The following is a 19,701-nucleotide window of genomic DNA, read 5'->3' on the forward strand; positions in this document are numbered from 1 at the left end:
GCGGCCCGTCAGCGGCGCCGGCCGGCGTTGAGGCGGGCCGCCCGGCGGGTCAGGTGGTCGCGTTCGGCGAGGTTGGGCGCCTTGCGGGCCGCGTCGGCGTACAGCCGGGCCGCCGTTTCCAGGTCGCCGTCGCGTTCGTGGAGGTAGGCCGCCACCGCGGTGTGGCGGGGCAGGGCACCGTCCAGTGCCGCGAGCGCCGCGAGTCCGGCACGCGGTCCGTCGGCCTCACCGACGGCCACCGCGCGGTTGAGCCGGACGACCGGGCTGTCGGTCAGGCGCGCCAGTTCGTCGTACCACTCGACGATCTGCGCCCAGTCCGTCTCCCCGGCGGTGGGCGCGTCGGCGTGGAGTGCCGCGATCGCGGCCTGGGCCTGGAACTCGCCCAGCCGGTCGCGGGCGAGGGCCGCCTGCAGGATCTCCACGCCCTCGGCGATCGCCGTGGTGTCCCACCGGCCGCGGTCCTGCTCGGCCAGCGGCACCAGGCTGCCGTCGGGCGCGGTCCGGCCTGCGCGCCGGGCGTGGTGGAGCAGCATGAGCGCGAGCAGCCCCGCCACCTCGGGGTGGTCGACCCGGGCCGCGAGCTGCCGGGTGAGCCGGATGGCCTCGGCGGCCAGATCGACGTCGCCGGAGTAGCCCTCGTTGAAGACCAGGTAGAGCACGCGCAGCACGGTGGCGACGTCGCCGGGCTGGTCGAACCGCACGCCGGAGACGGTGCGCTTGGCCCGGCTGATGCGCTGCGCCATGGTCGGCTCGGGCACGAGATAAGCCTGGGCGATCTGCCGCGTGGTGAGCCCGCCGACGGCGCGCAGCGTGAGCGCGACCGCCGACGACGGGGTCAGCGAGGGGTGGGCGCACAGGAAGTACAGCTGGAGCGTGTCGTCCACGCCGGACGTGGGCCCGGGCGCCGGCTCCTCGTCGACGAGGTCCTCACGCCGGCGGCGGGCGCTGTCCGCCCGCGCCTGGTCGAGAAACCTGCGCCAGGCCACGGTGACCAGCCAGCCCTTCGTGTCTCCGGGCGGGTCGGCCGGCCAGACACGGAACGCCTCGACGAGCGCGTCCTGCACGGCGTCCTCGGCCGCCGCGAAGTCGGCTCCGCGGCGGACGAGGATCGTGAGCACGCTCGGGGTGAGGCTCCTCAGCAGGGCCTCGTTCATCGGGGAGGTCACTCCGTGATGCAGGGCTTGGCGCCCATGATCGGGCGCACTTCCAGCCACTCGTGGATCGGCTTCCCTCCCGCACCGGGGGCCGCCGACAGCTCACCGGCCAGCTCGACGGCGCGCTCGTAGCCGTCGACGTCGATGATCATCCAGCCGGCGATGAGGTCCTTGGTCTCGGCGAACGGGCCGTCGGTGACCGGCGGGCGCCCCTCACCGTCGTAGCGGACCCACGCTCCCTCGGGGGTGAGGGCCTGGCCGTCGACGAACTCGCCGGTCTTCTCCAGGCGCGCCGCGAAGTCGTTCATGTACTGCACGTGCGCCGAGATCTCCTCCGGCGTCCACTGGTCCATCGGTACGTCGTTGACCGCGGCCGGGGCGCCGCGGTAGTGCTTCAGCAGGAGGTACTTGGCCATCGTGGTTCTCCTCGGTGCCGGTGCGGCCCATTCTGGCCGCCTTCACCCCGGGGACGGAGCGGGGCACGGGTTCTCGACATCGCCGCCCGAAGTTTTTCGCCTTCGGCCGGCCGAAGGGGTCGTGCCGGCAGGCCGGAAGGGTCGCCGGAAGGGCCCAGAGGGTCTCACTGCCCGACGCGGCCGTCGATCCGTTCGCGCAGGAGGTCGGCGTGGCCGCAGTGCCGTGCGTACTCCGCGATCTGCGCGACCAGGATGTCGCGGAGCGGGAGTCGCCCGCCGGGTTCGGGGCCGAAGTCGGAGTGGCCGGTGTTGCAGGTGGCGAGGTCGGTGACGCCGGCCAGGTAGCGGTCGGTGCGCTCGACCTCGGTACGCCACTGCCGCCAGGCCTCCTCCACGACCGCCGGGTCGGCGACCGCACCGTTGAAGTCACCGTCCCGGTCCTCCTGGGTGCGGTACAGCTTCGGCGCGTCCTCGCCGGCCATCACCCGGCGGACGTGCCGCTCCTCCTCGGTGAGGTGCCGCACCAGTCCGAGCAGGGACATCGTCGACGGCGGGACGGACCGCCGGGCCATCTGCTCCGCGTCCAGGCCCGCGCACTTCATCTCCAGGGTGAGGCGGTAACCGCGCAGGCAGTCGAGCAGGATGCCGCGTTCGCCGACCGGCTGGGCACCGGACTCGCGGGGGTCGTCGTCGGGGTCGACCCACATGTCGGGGTAGACGGTCGCCCGCGTCCACCGCGTCGTGGCCGAAGTCGCCGACGTCGCTGTTTCGCCCGTGTGCTCACCTGAGACCATGCGGGCATGGTGGACCGGGCGGGGCGGGCCCGCCACCGAATATCGGGACGGCGGGAGCGCGGGCCGTCAGCCGATCGCCCCGGCCGGCGCGACGATGATGCCGCCGGGGCCGCGGGCGGGGTCGGCCCCATGGCCTCCTGACGGGTGGAAGGCTTCGCGTCGCTCCCGGAGCAGCGCGGAGGCGGCGCCGGACCTGCCCCTCGAGGGGAGTCGGTCCGACGCCGTCTCCGCGTGGTGTCAGACGCCCACGCCGAAGTCGGAGGCGATCCCGGCCAGGCCCGAGGCGTAGCCCTGCCCGACGGCGCGGAACTTCCACTCGGCGCCGCTGCGGTAGAGCTCTCCGAAGACCATCGCGGTCTCGGTGGAGGCGTCCTCGGACAGGTCGTAGCGGGCGATCTCGGCGCCGCCGGCCTGGTTCACGACGCGGATGAAGGCGTTGCGGACCTGGCCGAAGCTCTGGCCGCGGTTCTCGGCGTCGTGGATGGACACCGGGAACACGACCCTGTCGATCTCGGCGGGTACGGCGGCGAGGTTCACCTTGACGACCTCGTCGTCGCCCTCGCCCTCACCGGTGAGGTTGTCGCCGGTGTGCTCCACCGAGCCGTCGGGGCTCTTGAGGTTGTTGTAGAAGACGAAGTGCTGGTCCGACAGAACTTTGCCGGACGTGTCGAGCAGCAGCGCGGAGGCGTCGAGATCGTAGTCGGTGCCGGTGGTCGTACGGACGTCCCAGCCCAGACCGACCAGGACGGCGGTCAGGCCCGGTGCCTCCTTGCTGAGCGAGACGTTGCCGCCCTTGGACAGGGAAACTCCCACTGCGTGCTCCTTCTCGGCAGGTGCGGTCGAGGCCCGCGGCACGGGCCCGTACTCAAGAAACTACATCACTGTAGATAAACTGGAAGGGTGCCGCGATGACCGTGCCCCGGGTCGCGGCGTCGAAGAGCTCACGCTGGAACCGGGCGGCGCGATGGCCCTGGGGGCGTCTATACGATGTCCGCCCGGGAAACGGACGGCGGCGGAAGGGAGACCGGGCGTGGCTGAGCAGCGGCAGCGTCCCCGGCGGCGGGGGCAGGGTGAGCTGGAGGCGTTGGTCCTGTCGGCGCTGCGGGAGGCGGACGGCCCGGCGACGGCCGGCTGGGTGCAGGAGCACCTGGGGGGAGACCTCGCCTATACGACGGTCGTCACCATCCTGACCCGGCTGCTGGCCAAGGGAGCGGTCACACGGGAGCGCGCGGGCCGGTCCTTCGCCTGGACGTCCGCGTCGGACCAGGCGGGGCTGGCCGCCCACAGGATGCGCAAGGTGCTGGACTCCGAAAGCGACCGGGAGGCGGTGCTGGCCAGCTTCGTGACGGGCCTGGGTCCGGACGACGAGCGGCTGTTGCGGGGGCTGCTGGGTCAGTCGAGGAACGAAGGGGAAGACTGAAGCCTCATGGGGGTGTTCGTCTTTCTGCCGCTGGTGCTGCCCTTGACCGCGTGGCCGATCGCGCGTCTGGCCGAGCAGCATCTGCACCCGCGGACCGCGACGCGGCTGCTGACCGGGGTGGCCGCGGTGATGGCGGCTTGCAGCACGCTGTGCCTCGGCCTGGTGATGGTGGTCGGCACCGCCCAGCTTCCCGGAAACCCGCTGCCTGACGGCTGGTCCGACCCCGAGGTGCGGGCGGCGGTCCCGTACGACGAGGTCGTCGGCAAGGCGGCGATTCCCGCGCTCGTCGTGGTGCTGGCGGCCTGTGGCCGGACCTGGTGGCGGCACGGGCGGGTGCGCCGCCGGGCCCATCGGGCACTGGCCGGATTGCGGGAGACGGAGGTGGCCGTACTTCCGGACGACGCCCCCTACGCGTACGCGCTGCCGGGCGGCCGGCGGGATCGTGTGGTGGTGACCACGGCGATGCTGGACTGCCTCGAACCGGCCGAGCGCCGTGCGCTGTTCGCTCACGAGCGGGCTCATCTGGCCGCCCGCCACCACCGCTTCCTCCTCGCGGCCCAGCTGGCCGCGCGGGCCAATCCCTTCCTGCGTCCGCTGCGGACGGCGGTGTCGTACACAGCGGAGCGGTGGGCGGATGAGGACGCGGCCCAGGCGGTCGGCAGTCGCCGGGCGGTGGCCTGCGCGATCGGCAAGGCGGCCCTGGTGTCTCGCGGCACCCCGGTGGCGACTCTGGCGGGCGTGGCCGGAGCGGGACCGGTGCCGCGCCGGGTGGCGGCACTTCTCGGACCCGCTCCGGCGGTGCGCAGCTGGCCGTCGCTGTTCACGTCGGTGGGTGTGGCGACCTGGGGCGCGACGGTGGGAGCGGCCGTGTCGGCGATGTCGTCGGCGAACTCCGCCGTGACGATGATCTTCATCCTGCACGCGGCAACGCCCCTTTGACCCGGGCGGGGTGGGGCGTCGAGCGTGGCCGGTGAGCACGACGGGCCCGGCGACGAGCCGCACGAAAGCCAGGAGCGCGAGTGGGCGGACGAACAACACCGGCCGACCCGTCCTGGACGCTCCCCCACCGCCTCAGGGGCGGTCGCCGTGGTCGCGGCGAGCCGGAGCCTCAGGGGCGTCGGCCCGCCGCACGGTCCGGTCGGTCAGAGGTCGAACTCGTGGGGCGGCAGGTCCAGGGCATAGCACGCCTCGCGGACCACGGCCTGCTCGTCCTTGTCGAAGTCTCCGTCGGCGCCGCCGATGACGATGCCGATCTGGATGACGGCCCGCGCTTCGGCGGGCTTCTTCTTCGCCTTGGCGATCTCCTGCATGACGCTCACCTTGCCGAAGTCGAAGTCGGTGGTGAGCTTGTTGAGGTTCTCCTCGAAGCGGCGCCGCAGGTCGTCGGCGTCGAAGTTCTGCAGCACCTCGTTGGTGGCGATGAGTTGGGCCACGCGCTGGCGCTCGGACGGGTCGACGGTGCCGTCGGCGGCGGCGACGAGGGCACACATCGCCATGCCGGCGTCGCGGAAGGCGCCGCTCTTCAGGTCGTTCTTCTTCGCCATGAGCTGGGTCTGCATCGTCGACGCGGACTCCTTCAGGCGGTCCCACAGGGCCATGAGAACTCCGTACGGGTCGGGTGATTGCCCGGACCGGATGCTCCGGACAGCTTTTCTACAATGTTGTAGAAGCTATCAGCAGGGAGGGAGGAGACGCGTCCCCCGCCCCCTGCTTCCGTCTCCTTACCGTCTGCCGGGGCCTGACATCAGCCCTCGTCCTCCTCGTCGCCCTCGAAGAAGTCCCCGACCTCGTCCACGACTTCGGCCGCGACCATGCCGCCGACGACACCGACCGCGAGTCCGGCGGCGCCCGCGGCGACGGCGGTGCCCATGCCGGGGCCGGAACGGTGATGGCCGTCGTGCCCGTGGTGTCCGCCGTGCCCGTGCCCGGCGTGCGGGTCACCGTGACCGTAGGCACCGTGGGAGCCGTGCGACGTCCGGTGCTCGACCAACTGACGGATCCAGCCGTCGACCTCGGCGTTCCAGTCGCGGGAGTCGTGATGGCCGACGGTGAAGCGGGTCAGCGCGTCATGGCCGCCGGAGAAGAAGCCGCCGCGCTTGTCGGCTTCCAGGACGACCTCGATGCCGCCCGGGTCGGCCAGGAAGGTCACCTCGATCTCGTTGACCTGGTGCGCGTACTGCGGCGCCGGGGTGAGCTCGATCTCCTGGTAGAAGGGCAGTTGCTGACCGGTGCCGCCGATGCGTCCGTACTCCAGGTCGGCGGACTTGAAGCCGAAGCCGAGCCGGCCGAGGGCTTCCAGGATCGCCTCCTGCACGGGCAGCGGGGCGATGTTCAGCTGGTCCAGGTCACCCTTGTCCCTGGCACCGGCCACCGCCAGCTCGGTGCGCACGCCGAGGACGATGCCCAGGCCCTGTCCGTGGAGCTCGGTGATCGGCGTCTCCCACGGCAGCGCCACCGTGAACGGGACGCTGTGCTGCTGACCCGCGCCGAGCCGGAAGCCGCCGCCGACGGTGAACCGCTCGAAGGCGACGACGCCCTCGCTCTCGCCCTCGCCGTGCTCGGCCTCCACCCGGGCCACGAGCTCCAGGGTGATGTGCTCGATGTCGAAGTCGGCGTCCCCGCCCTTGAGATGGACCTGGCCGGTCAACGCTCCGCCGGGGCGGGCGGCTCCCGCGTGGAGAACCGTGTCGACGGTGGGTCCGCCCACGCCGAGTGATCCGAGCAGTCGTTTGAACACCATGATGGCGTCCGCTCCTTATGCGTGCATGTGTGTCGTTCGGGTGCGGTGCCGCGCGCCGGGGCGGGCGCGCGGCACCACGGCTGTGCGCGGGGCGGGCTACTTGGCCGCGTCCAGCGCGGCGAGGGCCTGCGCCCAGCGGACGTACTTCAACTCGGACAGGTCGCCTATGGTCTTGACCCCGAACGCCTCCTGAAGCAGCTCGCCGTCACGGTCGGAGACGCCCTTGAGCGCGCCCACCGGGGCGGCCAGGATCTCGGGCAGGCTCTTGTCCGCCCACGCCTTGTCGAGCACCTTGTCCAGGTCGATCGAAGCCATGCGTGTCCTCTTCCGGGTGCGTGAGGCCCGGCCCTGCCGCGGGCCTTCTACAAACGAGTAGAAGCATAGGGCTGTCGCCGGCCGGGTGGGGGGCGGTCGGCGCGGGCACGCCGGGAAAGGCCGAAAACGGGCTGCTGCGAGGCCGAGCGCGGCCACGAGTTCGCCGCTCCGGAGGCCGTGTCCGGAGGGTGCGGGCCGGCGGCTCCTTCGCCGGTACCGCCGTCGGAGGCCCGTGCCGCGCAGGCGGCAACGGTTCTGCCCGGTGGTTGCAGGCCGGGGCGGCAAAGGAGGCCCTGCGGGGAGGCTCCAGTGCTCGGCGACGGGACACGAGGGGAGGGACCGGACGGTCCTGTCAGCGGACACCGGGTTTCTCTGGCGGTGAGGTGACGTCGGCGCGAAGCTGAAGATGCAAGGTCTGGCGTCCGGGATCCGGGAGGCACCGTGGCCGGTCGGGTGGTTGTGGGGGTGGACGGGTCCGCCTCGGGTCTGACGGCCGTGGAGGTGGCGGCGCGTGAGGCACGGCTGCGAGGCGTGGAGCTGCGGGTGGTGCACGCCTTCCTGTGGCCCGCGATGCATCCGCCGCCGGGCCCGTCACCGCTGGGCCCGCCGGCGGGCGGTGTCCGGAACACGGTCGAGCGTCTGGTGGCCGAGGCGGTGGAGCGCGCCAGGACCACGGAGCCGGAGGTGCCGGTCTCGCATGCCGTGGTGACGGGTGAGCCGCTGACGGTGCTGGAGGCTCAGTCCCGTGCCGCCCAGCTGGTGGTGGTCGGTTCCCGGGGGAGGGGCGGGTTCGCGGGACTCCTGACGGGCTCCACGGCGGTGCATCTGGCGACGCACGGCCGGTGCCCGGTGCTCGTGGTGCGGGAGGAAGGGCGTGCGGACGGCCCGGTCGTGGTGGGCGTCGACGGCTCCGCGGCGGGGGAGAAAGCGGTGGACTTCGCCTTCGCCGAGGCCGCGCTGCACGGGACCGGTCTGGTGGCCGTGCACGCCTGGACCACGCGGAGCGCGCCGAAGCCCGCCGCGCGGGACGCGCCGGTGCGGCACACGAGCCGGCCGGCCGGTCTCTCGCAGGGTGAGGAACCTCTGCCGGCCGAGGTGCCGGCCGGCCACCGGGAGCGCTACCCGGATGTGAGTGTGCGGCAGGAGACGGTGCACGGCGGGGCGCGCGAGGTGTTGATCGAGGCAAGCCGTTCCGCCCGGCTGATGGTGGTCGGCGCCCGGGGGCGGGGCGGTTTCGCCGGACTCCTTCTGGGGTCGGTCAGCCAGGCCCTGCTGCATCACGCGCACTGCCCGGTGACGGTGGTGCGGGGCACGGACGAGCATCACTGACGCACGGCGGACGCCGGCCCGTGGGGCGCGGTGGGGCCTTGCTTCGGCCGGGCGACCGCGGGGCGGGTGGGCGCGAACCGGGTGAGGACGGGACCGCAGACGGCGAGGAGCATCACGTAGGTGGTGACCAGGGCCCCGAGGCGCTGATCCGTCGTACCGGCGAGACCGATGATGACGACGGAGAACTCGCCGCGGGCGATGAGGGCCGTCCCGGCCCGCAGCCGCCCCCGCCGGCCGGCGCCCTCGCGGGCCGCGGCATACCAGCCGGCGGCCACCTTGGTCGCCACACCGACCAGTGCCAGAGCCGCGGCGGCAGGCAGCATCGGCAGCAGGTCGCCGGGGTCGACGGACATGCCCAGCGCCAAGAAGAAGACGGCCGCGAACAGATCGCGCAGCGGAGCGAGGACGCCTCGCGCCCGGTCGGCGGCCTCGCCCGTCAGAGACAGCCCGATCAGGAAGGCCCCGACGGCGGCGGAGACGTGGATGAGCTCGGCCAGGGCCGCGACGATCAAGGTGATGCCGAGGATCCGCAGCAGCAGCTGCTCGGGGTCAGGATGGGACATGACCCGGCCGACGTGGTGTCCCCAGCGGTACGAGCCGGTGATCGCCGCCGCGACCGCCGCGGCGGCCACCGACACGGCGAGCAGCGCCTGCCACCAGGTGCCTCCGGCGGCCATGACGGCGAGCAGGGGGAGAAATCCGGCCATGGCGAAGTCCTCCACCACCAGCACGGACAGCACCGCCGGGGTCTCCCGGTTGCCGAGTCGGCGCAGGTCACCGAGCAGGCGGGCGACGATCCCGGAGGACGAGATGTAGGTGGCGCCGGCCAGCGCCATGATCCCCACGGCATCCAGACCGAGCAGCCAACCCGCCACCGCGCCGGGCACGGCGTTGAGCACCAGGTCCAGGGCGGCGGAGGGGCGGTGGCGGCGAAGGCTCGCGGTGAACTCCCGGACGGTGAAGTCCAGACCGAGGACCAGCAACAGCAGGATCACACCGATCGAGGCACCGGTGTCGACGAACTCCCGGGCGGCCGGAACGGGGGCGAGCCCGCCCTCGCCCAGGGCCAGCCCGGCCACCAGGTACAACGGCACGGACGAGAGGGCGAAGCGCCGGGCGAGAGCCCCGAGCACGCTGAGCGCGGCAAGGATGATCCCCAGCTCCAGCAGCAGGGCCGTCGGCGTGTGCAACGGTCAGCCCTCGACGATGCGCTGGACACCCGCGATGCCCTCGCGGGTGCCGACGACCACCAGGACGTCCCCGGCCCGCAGGGGCTGCGCCGGCCCGGGCGAGGCGATGACCTCCTCGCCGCGCACGACGGCCACGATCGAGGCACCCGTACGGGTCCGGGCCCGGGTGTCGCCCAGAGCGCGCCCGGAGTACGGGCTGCCGGGGCCGATCTGGATCTGTCCCGCGCTCAGACCCGGCACCTCCCGGGTCAGATCGGCGAACCGCTCGGCGATACGCGGGGCGCCCAGGATCTCCGCGACGGTGTCGGCCTCCTCGTTGGTGAAGCGGACCACCGGCCGGGCCTCGTCCGGGTCGTCGCCCGTGTACACCATCAGTTCGAAGTCCCCGGAGCGCCCGGCGACGATCGCGACGCGGTCGCCGTCCCGGTTGACGAACTCATAGCGCAGACCCACTCCGGGCAGCAGCACTTCGTTGACGTCCACCCACATCATCCCCATCTGCTGTGCGTCAGGTGCCGGCCCCGAGCAGCGCGGGCCGCTGCCACGGATCTTCGGCACACATCGCTCGCCACTCGAGCCACAGCGCCTTCGGTGACCACGCCCTGGTTCGGTACAGGAGACCGCCAGTGTGATGACCCCGAAGCGGGCGCCGGCAGGGCCGGTCAGTCCCCGAAGGGCAGCCGGGTGGACCGGAATTGCAGCCTCCATTTCGACTTGTTTCGGAGGCTTGGTTCTTAGATGTGCAGACCTTCTTGATTGCCCGAGTTCCGTGCAACGGTCCTGCGGCGCAGGACGTCTCATGGGATGCGGTGCGCTTCGCACCTTTCACGGGGAACACGGGGGATTCACATGAGTGATCGTCGTTTAGCCGCGCGCGACGCGCGGATCCGGGCCGCCGAGGCAGAGTTCCAGCGTCACGTGCCGGTCCACGCCGCCAACGGGGAGGAGACGGACCACCCGTTCGTGGCCACCTACTCCAAGGCGCTGCCGCACGACAAGTTCGGCGAGGTCGACCCGGCCGCCTACCATCTGCTGCGCCGTGCGCTGGCCACCGGGAGCTACGAGGACTTCGAGCGGATCCCGCTCGGGGACGCCCGCAAGCTGGTCAACCCGCAGGCCGGCGCCTCCTTCGACCTCCAGGGCCCGGACGGCCAGGCGCTGGCCATCCGGCCGGCACCGCGCATCGACAGCGCGGAGAACTCCGCCGAGGCGGTGGAGCTGTACTGGATGGCACTGTGCCGCGATGTGCTGTTCACGCGGTTCGGCGACAGCGAACTGGTCGCCGAGGCGGCAACGGAACTGAGCGGGCTGTCGGACTTCAGGGCGCCCAAGCAGAACGGCCAGGTCACCACGCAGACCATCTTCCGTGGTGACACCCGGGGTGACCTGGTGGGGCCGTACCTCTCGCAGTTCCTGCTCAAGGACATCCCGTACGGCACGCTGCTGATCCCACAGCGGCAGGACACCCTCGTCCGCCCGGTCGACCACCTGACCACCTGGGGCGACTGGCTGGAGGTGCAGAACGGCTCCGAACCCGAGCCGGACGAGCGGGACTTTGCGACGCGGCGCTATATCCAGACCCCGCGCGACCTGGCGCACTACGTGCACTTCGACGCGCTGTACGAGGCGTACCTCAACGCCGCCCTCATCCTGCTCGGCATGAACGCGCCGGCGGACCCGGGCAACCCGTACAACTTCTCGCGCAACCAGATCGGGTTCGGGACGTACGGCGGCCCGCACGTCCTCTCGCTCGTCACCGAGGTCGCCACCCGCGCCCTGAAAGCGGTCTGGTTCCAGAAGTGGTATGTGCACCGGCGGCTGCGACCGGAGGAGTTCGGCGGCCGGGTCCACCAGCAGCTCCGCGGGCAGCGCGAGTACCCCATCGACTCCGAGGTACTGGACTCCGTCGCCGTCAAGCGGGTCTTCGAGAAGTACGGCAGCTACCTGCTGCCGCAGGCGTTCCCGGAGGGCAGCCCGACCCATCCCGCCTACGGTTCCGGACACGCCACGGTGGCCGGGGCGTGCGTGACGATCCTCAAGGCGTGGTTCGACGAGTCGCACGTCCTGGCCGACCCGGTCGTGCCCACCACCGACGGCACCGCTCTGGAGCCGTACTCCGGCCCGGACGCCGACCGGCTCACGGTCGGCGGCGAGCTGAACAAGGTGGCCGCCAACATCGCCACCGGCCGCAACATGGCCGGTGTGCACTGGCGCACCGACTTCACGGAGGCCGTGCGGCTGGGTGAGGAGATCGCCATCGGCGTGCTGCGCGAGGCGAAGGAAGCCACTCTGGAGGATGCGGTGTTCACCCTGAGCCGGTTCGACGGCAGCAACCTCGCCGTCTGACGTCTCGACCCTCTCACCCGGGTCGGCTACCGCCGGCAACAGCGCTGCGCCTGGGCTCGCACGGCGGGTCCGGGCCCAGGCCCCGGCATCCATGCAACAAGGCCCCTGCCAACGGAGAAACCGCAGGCAGGGGCCTTGATCAGCTCGGCTTACTTCTTCTTGCCCTGGTTCTTGACCGCCTCGATGGCCGCCGCAGCCGCATCGGGGTCCAGGTACGTGCCGCCCGGGTTCAGGGGCTTGAAGCCGGCGTCGAGCTCGTAGGAGAGCGGGATGCCCGTGGGGATGTTGAGGCCGGCGATGTCCGCGTCGGAGACGCCGTCGAGGTGCTTGACCAGGGCGCGCAGCGAGTTGCCGTGGGCCGCGACCAGGACCGTGCGGCCGGTCAGCAGGTCGGGGACGATCGCGTCGAACCAGTACGGGAGCATGCGCACGACGACGTCCTTCAGGCACTCCGTGCGCGGGCGCAGCTCCGGCGGGAGGGTCGCGTAGCGCGGGTCGGAGAACTGGGAGTACTCGGCGTCGTCGTCCAGCGGCGGCGGCGGGGTGTCGTAGGACCGGCGCCACAGCATGAACTGCTCCTCGCCGAACTCGGCGAGCGTCTGTGCCTTGTCCTTGCCCTGCAGGGCGCCGTAGTGGCGCTCGTTCAGGCGCCACGAACGGTGGACCGGGATCCAGTGACGGTCCGCGGCCTCCAGCGCCAGCTGGGCCGTGCGGATCGCGCGCTTCTGGAGGGACGTGTGGACCACGTCGGGGAGGAGGTCGGCGTCCTTCAGAAGCTCGCCACCGCGGACTGCCTCCTTCTCGCCCTTCTCGTTGAGGTTGACGTCCACCCAGCCGGTGAACAGGTTCTTCGCGTTCCACTCACTCTCGCCGTGGCGGAGGAGGATCAGCTTGTACGGTGCGTCGGCCATGCCTCAGAGCGTAATCCACGCATTCGCCCGTTCGCGTGGCTGCCCGGCAGGCGGACGTTTGACTGGATCTGTCGGTCGAGTGGCCGGTGACCACCAGCGGATTGCAATCCGTGCACACCGCCGACGCTCCTTACATGCGCCGTCCCGGAGACGGTTTCCGGTCTCCGGTCTCCGGTCTCCGGTCTCCGGTCTCCGGTCTCCGGGACGAACGCGGCTACGGACCACAACCCCCCGGCATGGACAACGGGGCACCGGGCGCCCCGCCCCTGGGTGCCCGCACTATCCGTCCACGAAGCCGAGCTCCGTGTCCGGCCGGCACTGCGGGCAGGCCTTGACCCCTTCGGCGAGGGCACGCCGGGCACGGTCGCGGTCGACGCCCTTGCTGCGGTGGCCGGCGTTCCAGCAGCCGCCGACGTGGACGTACACGGCTTCCCGTCCGGACAGGCCGCGCTCGATCAGCCAGTCCGGCGCGGGCGGCCGGACCAGGAGGCCGTGCCGGTGTTCGGCCTGGCGGCGTTCCTCGTCCGCGATCCATCGGCGCGTGCGTGCCAGGTCGCGCTCCTGCACGCGCTCCAGGAAGCGGAGCAGCGCGAGCCGCGACTCTGGGTCGTTCATGCGTTCGATTCTAGGATCAGGGGCATGCCCCGTCGACGTCACCCTCCGAGGTCACCCGCTGACCTCACCGGTCACGACCCGGACGTACTGCCGCCTGTCCTCGTCCCGCACGACCACTCCCAGCCGGAGCAGTTCCCCGCGCAACTCGCGGGCCTCCCCGGCGTCGCCCCCGTCCTCGCTGGCCTGTGCGCGGCCCCGCAGCAGGGCGTCCGCGCCCGCGGGCAGGCCGGGAGTGCCGGGGACCCAGCGGCGGAACTCGGCGTGATGCGGGTCCTGCCCCGCCCACGGGTAGCCGTGCCCGCCGAGGGCGTCCGCGAGCCGCTGCCAGTTCAGGCCGCAGGGCTCCCGCGCCAGTTCGAGGCTGTCCGGGCCGAGCAGGACGAGCTGCTTGCCGTCCCGGAAGAACACGGCGATCTCCTCGCGGGTGAACACCTGGGCGCTGTCCCGGACGGTCAGGGTCACGTGGGTGTCGCAGACGCGGACGGACAGCGACTCGCGCACCGCCGTGAAGCCGAGGAGCAGGCCGCCGAGCTGGCCCACCGCGGTCGTGCCGAGGGTGAGAGCGGGTTCCGGGACCGAGGTCAGCAGTTCGGCCGGGCCTTCGAGCGGCGCCCAGGGCAAGGCCAGCAGCAGGCGGGCGAGGAGCGGGAGCAGGGCACCGGCCACGGCACCGCAGGCGACGCAGAAGAGCACGATGGCCCAGGCCGGTTCGGCGAGTTCGGTGGCCATGCCCGCCTGCGGCCGGGGGCTCTTCCACAAGGGAACGTTCCTGGCTTCCTCCATGGAAGCAGTCTCCTCAGGAGCCGCCGGCCCTGTCGTCAGCCGTTGGTCCACGCGTCCGCGACTTTGGTCGTCGTCCCGCCCGTGCCCGGGCTCACGGGTGCATCCGTGCCCCCTTCACCACCTTGTCCACCGCGTTCTTCGGGCCGTGGACCGCGAGTCCCACGAGATCCAGTTCCGCGGTCGGCACGGCCCGCACGGCGGCGCGGTTGTCGCGGTCGTTGCCCGTGGCGAAGAGGTCGGAGGTGAAGACCGCGCGGGGCAGGGCGCGGGAGAGGGCACGGGCGTGAGCGGTGGTCAGGGTTTCCTTGGTGGCCTCGAAGACCATGACCGGCTGGCGGAACATGGGGAGGTAGGGCACGCCGTCCGCGTCCTCGTACGGTTCGCCGATCACCTCGGGAAGCTGTGTCCCCAAGCCACTGACCAGGAACGATGTCACGTTGAGGCGCTGCCAGGGCTCCAGGTCCGCGCGCAGCAGCACGGCGATCTTCGTGTCGAAGCGGATCGGTTCGGTGTTCATGGCCCGAGCGTGCCCGGCGGCCCCGGCGGGGTCTTGTACGTTCTTTGCATGGCCTCCCCGCCGACGCGCACGAAGCCCCCGCGCACGCAGCCCCCGCACCCGGACGGGCCGGCCCGGCAGCGGATCGTGTCCGCCTGGCGGCCCGCCGTCCCGGGTGTCGTCGAGGTCTTCCACGCGCGGTTCACCGAGTACGCGTATCCGATGCACGTCCACGAGGCCTGGACGCTGCTGATCGTCGACACCGGCGCCGTACGGTACGACCTCGACCGGCACGAGCACGGCACCCCGCACGACACCGTGTCGCTGCTGCCGCCGCACGTGCCGCACAACGGCTCCCCCGTCACCGCGGAGGGCTTCCGCAAGCGGGTGCTGTACCTCGACCGGACGTATCTCGGGGACGAGTTCATCGGCGCCGCCGTCGACCGGCCCGATCTGCGCGATCCGCTGCTGCGGCGGCGCGTGGGGCAGGTGCACGGCGCGCTGGGCCGGCCCGGTGAGGAACTGGAGGCCGAGAGCAGGCTGTTGTTCGTCGGGGAGCGGCTGCGCGGGCATCTGCGGGACGACCCCGCTTCCCCCCGGCCGGCCGATCCCGTTCTCGCCCGCCGGCTGCGCGAGTTGCTGGACGAGCGGATCGTCGAGGGCGTCGGGCTGCGGGAGGCCGCCGGGCTGCTCGGCGCCCATCCCGCCCATCTCGTCCGGGCGTTCAGCACGGCCTACGGCATCGCCCCGCACCAGTACCTGACGTCCCTGCGTGTGGGGCGGGCCCGGCGGCTGCTCCTGGAGGGGCGCTCACCGGGCGAGGTGGCGGTGGCGGCCGGGTTCTACGACCAGTCGCACCTCACCCGGCACTTCCGGAAGCTGGTGGGAGTGCCGCCGGGGCGCTACAAGGCGGGTTAGCGCTCGGGGCGCTGGGTCAGGTGCGCGAACGCGTCCAGGTTGCGCGTGGACTCCCCCCGCGACACCCGCCACGCGTACTCCTTGCGGATCGCCGCGGCGAAGCCCAGCTCCAGCAGGGTGTTGAAGGCGCCGTCGGAGGCCTCCAGGACCTGGCCGAGCAGGCGGTCGAGTTCGTCGGCGGTGACGGCGGTCAGGGAGAGGCGGCCGGTGACGTAGACGTCGCCGTGCTGGTCGACGGCGTAACTCACGCCGTAGAGCTTGAGGTTGCGCTCCAGGAGCCAGCGGTGGACGCCCTGCTCGTTCTCGTCGGGGTGGCGGATGACGAAGGCGTTCAGTGACAGGGAGTGGCGGCCCACGATCAGGGAGACCGTCGTCTTCAGCTTGCGGGTGCCGGGAAGCTGCGTGACGTAGGTGCCGGGCTGGGGGCTCTCCCACTCCAGGCCGGCGTCCTTCAGCGCTTCCTCGACGACCTGTGCCGCCCGCTGTTGCTGATCGGTTTCACCCATGCAGCGAGCGTACGCGACGGCGGTGTGCCTGCATCGCGGCCGTGTAGACGTCCGCCGTGGCGGCGGCCGCCGTGTCCCAGCCGAAGGACTGGGCGTGCCGGGCGGCCTGGTCGCCGAGCCGGGGCACCAGCTGCGGGTCGTCGGCGAATGCGCCCAGCACGCGCGCGTAGTCGGCCGGATCGTGCCCGCGGACGAGGAAGCCGGTGTGCCCGTCACGCACGGCGACCGGCAGGCCGCCGACCGACGCGGCCAGGACCGGGGTGCCGGCCGCCTGGGCCTCTATGGCGACCAGGCCGAAGGACTCGCTGTAGGAGGGCATGACCAGCACGGAGGCGGCGCGGAACCAGTCCGCCAGCTGCTCCTGGCCGACCGGCGGGCGGAACCGTACGACGTCCGCGATGCCCAGCCGTGCGGCCAGCTTCTGCAGGCCCTCGGGCTTGGCCAGACCGCTGCCGGAGGGGCCGCCGACGACGGGCACGAGGATGCGCGAGCGCAGTTCGGGGCGCTCGTCGAGGAGGACGGCGACGGCGCGCAGCAGCACGTCCGGGGCCTTCAGGGGCTGGATGCGGCCGGCGAAGAGCGGGATCAGCGCGTCCTGGGGCAGACCGAGGCGGGCCCGGGCGGCGGCGCGGCCGTCGGCGGGCGAGAAGCGGCCGAGGTTCACGCCGGGGTGGACCACGGCGACCTTGTCGGTCTCGGCCGCGTAGTGCCGGACCAGTTCGTCGGCCTCTTCGGTGGTGTTGGCGATGAGGCGGTCGGCGGCGGAGACGATCTGGGTCTCGCCGATGACGCGGGCGGCCGGTTCGGGGGTGTCGCCGTCGGCCAGGTTGGCGTTCTTGACCTTGGCCATGGTGTGCATGGCGTGCACCAGGGGGACGCCCCAGCGCTGGGCGGCGAGCCAGCCGACGTGGCCGGAGAGCCAGTAGTGGGAGTGGACCAGGTCGTAGTGGCCGGGGCGGTGATGGGCCCAGGCCTGCATCACGCCGTGGGTGAAGGCGCACAGCTGGGCGGGGAGGTCCTCCTTGTTGAGGCCCTCGTAGGGGCCGGCGTCGATGTGCCGGACGAGGACGCCGGGGGCCAGCTCGACGGTCGGGGGGAGGGCGGCGGCGGTCGCGCGCGTGAAGATCTCGACCTCGATGCCGTGCGCGGCGAGGCGCTGCGCGAGCTCCACGATGTAGACGTTCATGCCGCCGGCGTCGCCGGTGCCCGGCTGGTGGAGCGGGGAGGTGTGCACGGAGAGCATGGCGACCCGGCGGGGCCTGCGGTGCAGCCGGAGGCGGGCGGGCGACGACGCGGAGCGCCGGCCGAGCCTGCCGATGTACTGGCTCACGTGGCGTTCCTCCTCGCTCCGGGCAAGCCTTCGCAGGGCGCACGGTGCCCTCCGACGGGGTGCAACGCCGGAAGGAGGTGCTCCATTTCCCGATTCGGGAGTTTTACCGAATCATTACCACTCGTCGCTCAACCGTTCGAGGACGGAGGGGGCCGGGTCAGGGCCGCCGGTGGTCGCATCCGGGGCCGCATACCCTCGTACGCATGGCATCCCGCGCAGCGACCCGACCCCTGGGCACGGTGACGCGCGGGACGACCAACCCCAACCGGCTGCGGCGCATGGACCGCTGGATCGCGGCCACGCACGGCGCCGAGCTGCGCCGCGCCGCCGACCCGGTGGCGGTCGACCTCGGCTACGGCGCCGCCCCCTGGACGGCCGTGGAACTGCTGCGGCGCCTGCGCGCGGTCGCGCCACGGGCGCGGGTGGTGGGCGTCGAGATCGAACCGGCCCGGGTCGCGGCGGCGCTGCCCTACGAGCGGGCGGGGCTGGTCTTCCGGCACGGCGGCTTCGAGATCCCGATCCCGGATCGGCCCCTGCTCGTCCGCGCGGCGAACGTGCTGCGGCAGTACGAGGAGGGCGAGGTCGCGGCCGTGTGGCAGCGGCTGTGCGCACGGCTCGCACCGGCCGATCCGGCGACCGGGTCGCGCGGCGGGCTGCTGGTCGAGGGGACCTGCGACGAGATCGGGCGCCGGCACGTGTGGGTCGCGCTCGGCCCGGAGGGACCGCGCACGGTCACCTTCGCCACCCGGCTCGGCTCCCTGGAGCGCCCCTCGGACCTGGCCGAACGCCTGCCGAAGGCGCTCATCCACCGCAACGTCCCGGGCGAGCCGGTGCACGCCTTCCTGCGCGACTTCGACCGCGCCTGGGCGGCCGCCGCCCCCTACGCCTCCTACGGTGCCCGGCAGCGCTGGATCCGGGCGGTACGGGATCTGACGGCCGACTGGCCGGTGGCGGACGGGCCGGTGCGGTGGCGGCAGGGCGAAGTGACGGTTCGGTGGGAGGCATTGGCCCCGGGCGCCTGACTCCTCCGGTCCGGGCGGGGCCCGTTGGGAACGATCTCTTCGAGTCGTTCGTCACACCGGCGGGGGATCGTGATGCCGGGGGCATACCGGCGAAGGGGTGGCGGGAAGTACTACCCCTGTCGCTTTCCCAGCCGACGTGGCAGCATCCCCAGACGAACCGCAAGTTACTGACGGTTAATCAGTTGGGGGCTGAGGCATGGGAACGGGCAAGCGTGGCCTGATCGCGACGGCGGTGGCCGTGGTCTGCGCGGTCACGGTGCTGGCGGCACCGGGCACGGCGTTCGCGAACCCCACCCCCTCCCCCGCCCCGAGCACGGGCCAGGCCATCGCACCCGCCAAGGACCTCGAGGCCGTCCGCAAGAAGCTCGACACGCTCTACCGCGCCGCGGGCCGCGCCACCGACGAGTACAACGCCGCCGAGGAGAAGGCGGACAAGCAGTCCGCCGAGGTCGTCGAACTGGCCAAGAAGATCGTCAAGGGCCAGGAGAAGCTCAGGCAGCTGAAGGACCGCGCGGGCGCCGCGGCCGCCGCCCAGTACCGCGGTGGCGGGCTGCCGCCCGAGGCCCATCTGGTGCTGAGCGACGATCCGCAGGACTTCCTGGACGGCGCGGGCCGGGTCCGCGAGGGCCACCACGCGACCAAGGGCCTGCTCGGCGACCTGACCCGCACGCAGGAGGACTTGGAGCAGTACGCCAAGGACGCCTCCGCCCAGCTGAAGAAGCTCGAGGCGGGCCGCAAGGCCAAGGCCGCCGCCCAGAAGAAGATCGAGAAGCAGATCGCGCAGGCGGAGAAGCTCGAGTCCGAGCTGCAGAAGGAGGAGCAGGAGCGCCTCGCCGAGCTGGAGAAGGAGGCCGCGAACAAGGCACAGGCCGCCTGGCTCGACTCGGGCATCCTCGACGAGATCGACGGAAAGGCCTCCGAGCAGGGCAAGAAGGCCGTGAAGTACGCCACGGCGCAGATCGGCAAGCCGTACCAGTGGGGCGCCGAGGGCCCGAAGACCTACGACTGCTCGGGGCTGACGTCACAGGCCTGGATCTCCGCCGGGCGCGGCATCCCGCGCACCTCGCAGGAGCAGTGGAGGCAGCTGCGGCACATCGACATCCAGGACATGCGGCCCGGTGACCTCATCATCTACTTCGGCGACGCCAGCCATGTCGCGATGTACATCGGTGACGGAGCGATGGTGCACGCGCCGCGCCCCGGCCGGACCGTGACGATCGCGGGGGCCGGATCCATGCCCATCCTCGGCGTGGTACGGCCCGACGCCGACGCCAACTGAACGCGGGCGGCGGCCCGGCGGCGGCACACCGGATATCGGACACCCGCGGTGACCTGGCCCACGTGACCCACTCCACCCCCACCGCGAGCGGACCGTGCGCTGACGTGACGTTCGTCATCCCCGCAGCATCTCCGAGC

General features: G+C 72.3%; 22 protein-coding genes. 7 read left to right on the forward strand and 15 right to left on the reverse strand.

The features are described 5' to 3' along the window. Positions 1–8: 8 nt before the first annotated feature. From ACFU3E_RS01550 to ACFU3E_RS01565, 4 genes are all read right to left on the reverse strand, one after another. The gene (locus ACFU3E_RS01550; RefSeq protein WP_384150613.1) at positions 9–1,154 is read right to left on the reverse strand and encodes an RNA polymerase sigma factor; all 1,146 of its coding nucleotides are present in this window, start codon (positions 1,152–1,154) and stop codon (positions 9–11) included. A gap of 8 nt (positions 1,155–1,162) precedes the next feature. Then, the gene (locus ACFU3E_RS01555) at positions 1,163–1,570 is read right to left on the reverse strand and encodes a YciI family protein (protein WP_384150289.1); all 408 of its coding nucleotides are present in this window, start codon (positions 1,568–1,570) and stop codon (positions 1,163–1,165) included. A gap of 164 nt (positions 1,571–1,734) precedes the next feature. Then, the gene (locus ACFU3E_RS01560; protein WP_384150292.1) at positions 1,735–2,364 is read right to left on the reverse strand and encodes a DinB family protein; all 630 of its coding nucleotides are present in this window, start codon (positions 2,362–2,364) and stop codon (positions 1,735–1,737) included. Positions 2,365–2,601: 237 nt separating this feature from the next. Beyond that, positions 2,602–3,177 carry a TerD family protein gene (locus ACFU3E_RS01565; RefSeq protein ID WP_384150295.1) on the reverse strand — a complete coding sequence of 192 codons (576 nt, stop codon included), beginning with the start codon at positions 3,175–3,177 and terminating at the stop codon, positions 2,602–2,604. Between the two features lie 217 nt (positions 3,178–3,394). On the opposite strand from ACFU3E_RS01565, the gene ACFU3E_RS01570 reads away from it, so the two are divergent. Together ACFU3E_RS01570 and ACFU3E_RS01575 are read left to right on the forward strand one after the other, a co-directional pair. Further along, the gene (locus ACFU3E_RS01570; protein ID WP_384150298.1) at positions 3,395–3,784 is read left to right on the forward strand and encodes a BlaI/MecI/CopY family transcriptional regulator; all 390 of its coding nucleotides are present in this window, start codon (positions 3,395–3,397) and stop codon (positions 3,782–3,784) included. Positions 3,785–3,790: 6 nt separating this feature from the next. Next, the gene (locus tag ACFU3E_RS01575) at positions 3,791–4,723 is read left to right on the forward strand and encodes a M56 family metallopeptidase (RefSeq protein WP_384150301.1); all 933 of its coding nucleotides are present in this window, start codon (positions 3,791–3,793) and stop codon (positions 4,721–4,723) included. 203 nt (positions 4,724–4,926) lie between these two features. Here the strand turns inward: ACFU3E_RS01575 and ACFU3E_RS01580 are convergent, their stop codons facing one another. From ACFU3E_RS01580 to ACFU3E_RS01590, 3 genes are all read right to left on the reverse strand, one after another. Then, positions 4,927–5,382, reverse strand: coding sequence for a TerB family tellurite resistance protein (locus ACFU3E_RS01580; protein WP_351411747.1), 456 nt, complete (start codon positions 5,380–5,382; stop codon positions 4,927–4,929). Between the two features lie 146 nt (positions 5,383–5,528). Next, entirely contained in the window at positions 5,529–6,524 is a 996-nt protein-coding gene (locus ACFU3E_RS01585) for a sporulation protein (RefSeq protein WP_384150305.1), read from the reverse strand. Between the two features lie 96 nt (positions 6,525–6,620). Beyond that, positions 6,621–6,839, reverse strand: a complete 219-nt coding sequence (locus tag ACFU3E_RS01590) for a hypothetical protein (RefSeq protein WP_384150308.1) — start codon at positions 6,837–6,839, stop codon at positions 6,621–6,623. Positions 6,840–7,280: 441 nt separating this feature from the next. Between ACFU3E_RS01590 and ACFU3E_RS01595 the strand changes: the two genes are divergently transcribed. Continuing rightward, positions 7,281–8,168 (forward strand): universal stress protein, encoded by an 888-nt coding sequence (locus ACFU3E_RS01595; RefSeq protein ID WP_384150311.1) that lies wholly within the window; start codon positions 7,281–7,283, stop codon positions 8,166–8,168. Here ACFU3E_RS01595 and ACFU3E_RS01600 read toward each other — a convergent pair. Then, entirely contained in the window at positions 8,162–9,358 is a 1,197-nt protein-coding gene (locus ACFU3E_RS01600; protein ID WP_384150314.1) for a cation:proton antiporter, read from the reverse strand. The genes ACFU3E_RS01595 and ACFU3E_RS01600 overlap by 7 nt on opposite strands. Before the next feature lie 3 nt (positions 9,359–9,361). Beyond that, positions 9,362–9,841: a cation:proton antiporter regulatory subunit gene (locus tag ACFU3E_RS01605; protein WP_384150318.1), complete on the reverse strand. Its 480-nt coding sequence runs from the start codon at positions 9,839–9,841 to the stop codon at positions 9,362–9,364. A 366-nt stretch (positions 9,842–10,207) separates the two neighbouring features. Here ACFU3E_RS01605 and ACFU3E_RS01610 point away from each other — a divergent pair, with 366 nt between their 5' ends. After that, a complete protein-coding gene (locus tag ACFU3E_RS01610) occupies positions 10,208–11,704 on the forward strand; it encodes a vanadium-dependent haloperoxidase (RefSeq protein ID WP_384150321.1) in 1,497 nt (498 codons plus the stop codon). Between the two features lie 149 nt (positions 11,705–11,853). Here the strand turns inward: ACFU3E_RS01610 and ACFU3E_RS01615 are convergent, their stop codons facing one another. The 4 genes from ACFU3E_RS01615 to ACFU3E_RS01630 all read right to left on the reverse strand — a co-directional run bounded on the left by ACFU3E_RS01615 (position 11,854) and on the right by ACFU3E_RS01630 (position 14,530). Continuing rightward, on the reverse strand, positions 11,854–12,615 hold the full coding sequence (locus ACFU3E_RS01615) for a phosphoglyceromutase (protein WP_384150324.1): 762 nt from the start codon (positions 12,613–12,615) through the stop codon (positions 11,854–11,856). A gap of 279 nt (positions 12,616–12,894) precedes the next feature. Beyond that, positions 12,895–13,230: a DUF6233 domain-containing protein gene (locus ACFU3E_RS01620; protein WP_384150326.1), complete on the reverse strand. Its 336-nt coding sequence runs from the start codon at positions 13,228–13,230 to the stop codon at positions 12,895–12,897. Between the two features lie 51 nt (positions 13,231–13,281). After that, the gene (locus ACFU3E_RS01625) at positions 13,282–14,013 is read right to left on the reverse strand and encodes a hypothetical protein (protein WP_384150329.1); all 732 of its coding nucleotides are present in this window, start codon (positions 14,011–14,013) and stop codon (positions 13,282–13,284) included. A gap of 91 nt (positions 14,014–14,104) precedes the next feature. Continuing rightward, positions 14,105–14,530, reverse strand: coding sequence for a DUF2000 family protein (locus ACFU3E_RS01630; RefSeq protein ID WP_384150332.1), 426 nt, complete (start codon positions 14,528–14,530; stop codon positions 14,105–14,107). A 48-nt stretch (positions 14,531–14,578) separates the two neighbouring features. Between ACFU3E_RS01630 and ACFU3E_RS01635 the strand changes: the two genes are divergently transcribed. Next, complete coding sequence (locus tag ACFU3E_RS01635) at positions 14,579–15,427, forward strand: helix-turn-helix domain-containing protein (protein ID WP_384150335.1); 849 nt, start codon at positions 14,579–14,581, stop codon at positions 15,425–15,427. Here the strand turns inward: ACFU3E_RS01635 and ACFU3E_RS01640 are convergent. After that, positions 15,424–15,933: a YbjN domain-containing protein gene (locus ACFU3E_RS01640; protein WP_384150338.1), complete on the reverse strand. Its 510-nt coding sequence runs from the start codon at positions 15,931–15,933 to the stop codon at positions 15,424–15,426. The genes ACFU3E_RS01635 and ACFU3E_RS01640 overlap by 4 nt on opposite strands. After that, positions 15,926–17,263 carry a D-inositol-3-phosphate glycosyltransferase gene (mshA, locus tag ACFU3E_RS01645; RefSeq protein WP_384150341.1) on the reverse strand — a complete coding sequence of 446 codons (1,338 nt, stop codon included), beginning with the start codon at positions 17,261–17,263 and terminating at the stop codon, positions 15,926–15,928. The genes ACFU3E_RS01640 and mshA overlap by 8 nt, the downstream gene beginning before the upstream one ends. Before the next feature lie 203 nt (positions 17,264–17,466). Here mshA and ACFU3E_RS01650 point away from each other — a divergent pair, with 203 nt between their 5' ends. Both ACFU3E_RS01650 and ACFU3E_RS01655 read left to right on the forward strand, forming a co-directional pair. Beyond that, positions 17,467–18,285: a class I SAM-dependent methyltransferase gene (locus ACFU3E_RS01650; RefSeq protein WP_384150344.1), complete on the forward strand. Its 819-nt coding sequence runs from the start codon at positions 17,467–17,469 to the stop codon at positions 18,283–18,285. Positions 18,286–18,481: 196 nt separating this feature from the next. Further along, positions 18,482–19,564, forward strand: coding sequence for an NlpC/P60 family protein (locus tag ACFU3E_RS01655; protein ID WP_384150347.1), 1,083 nt, complete (start codon positions 18,482–18,484; stop codon positions 19,562–19,564). Positions 19,565–19,701: the final 137 nt, after the last annotated feature.

Origin of the sequence: Streptomyces sp. NPDC057424, from assembly GCF_042803315.1 — a bacterium.
GTDB lineage: Bacteria > Actinomycetota > Actinomycetes > Streptomycetales > Streptomycetaceae > Streptomyces.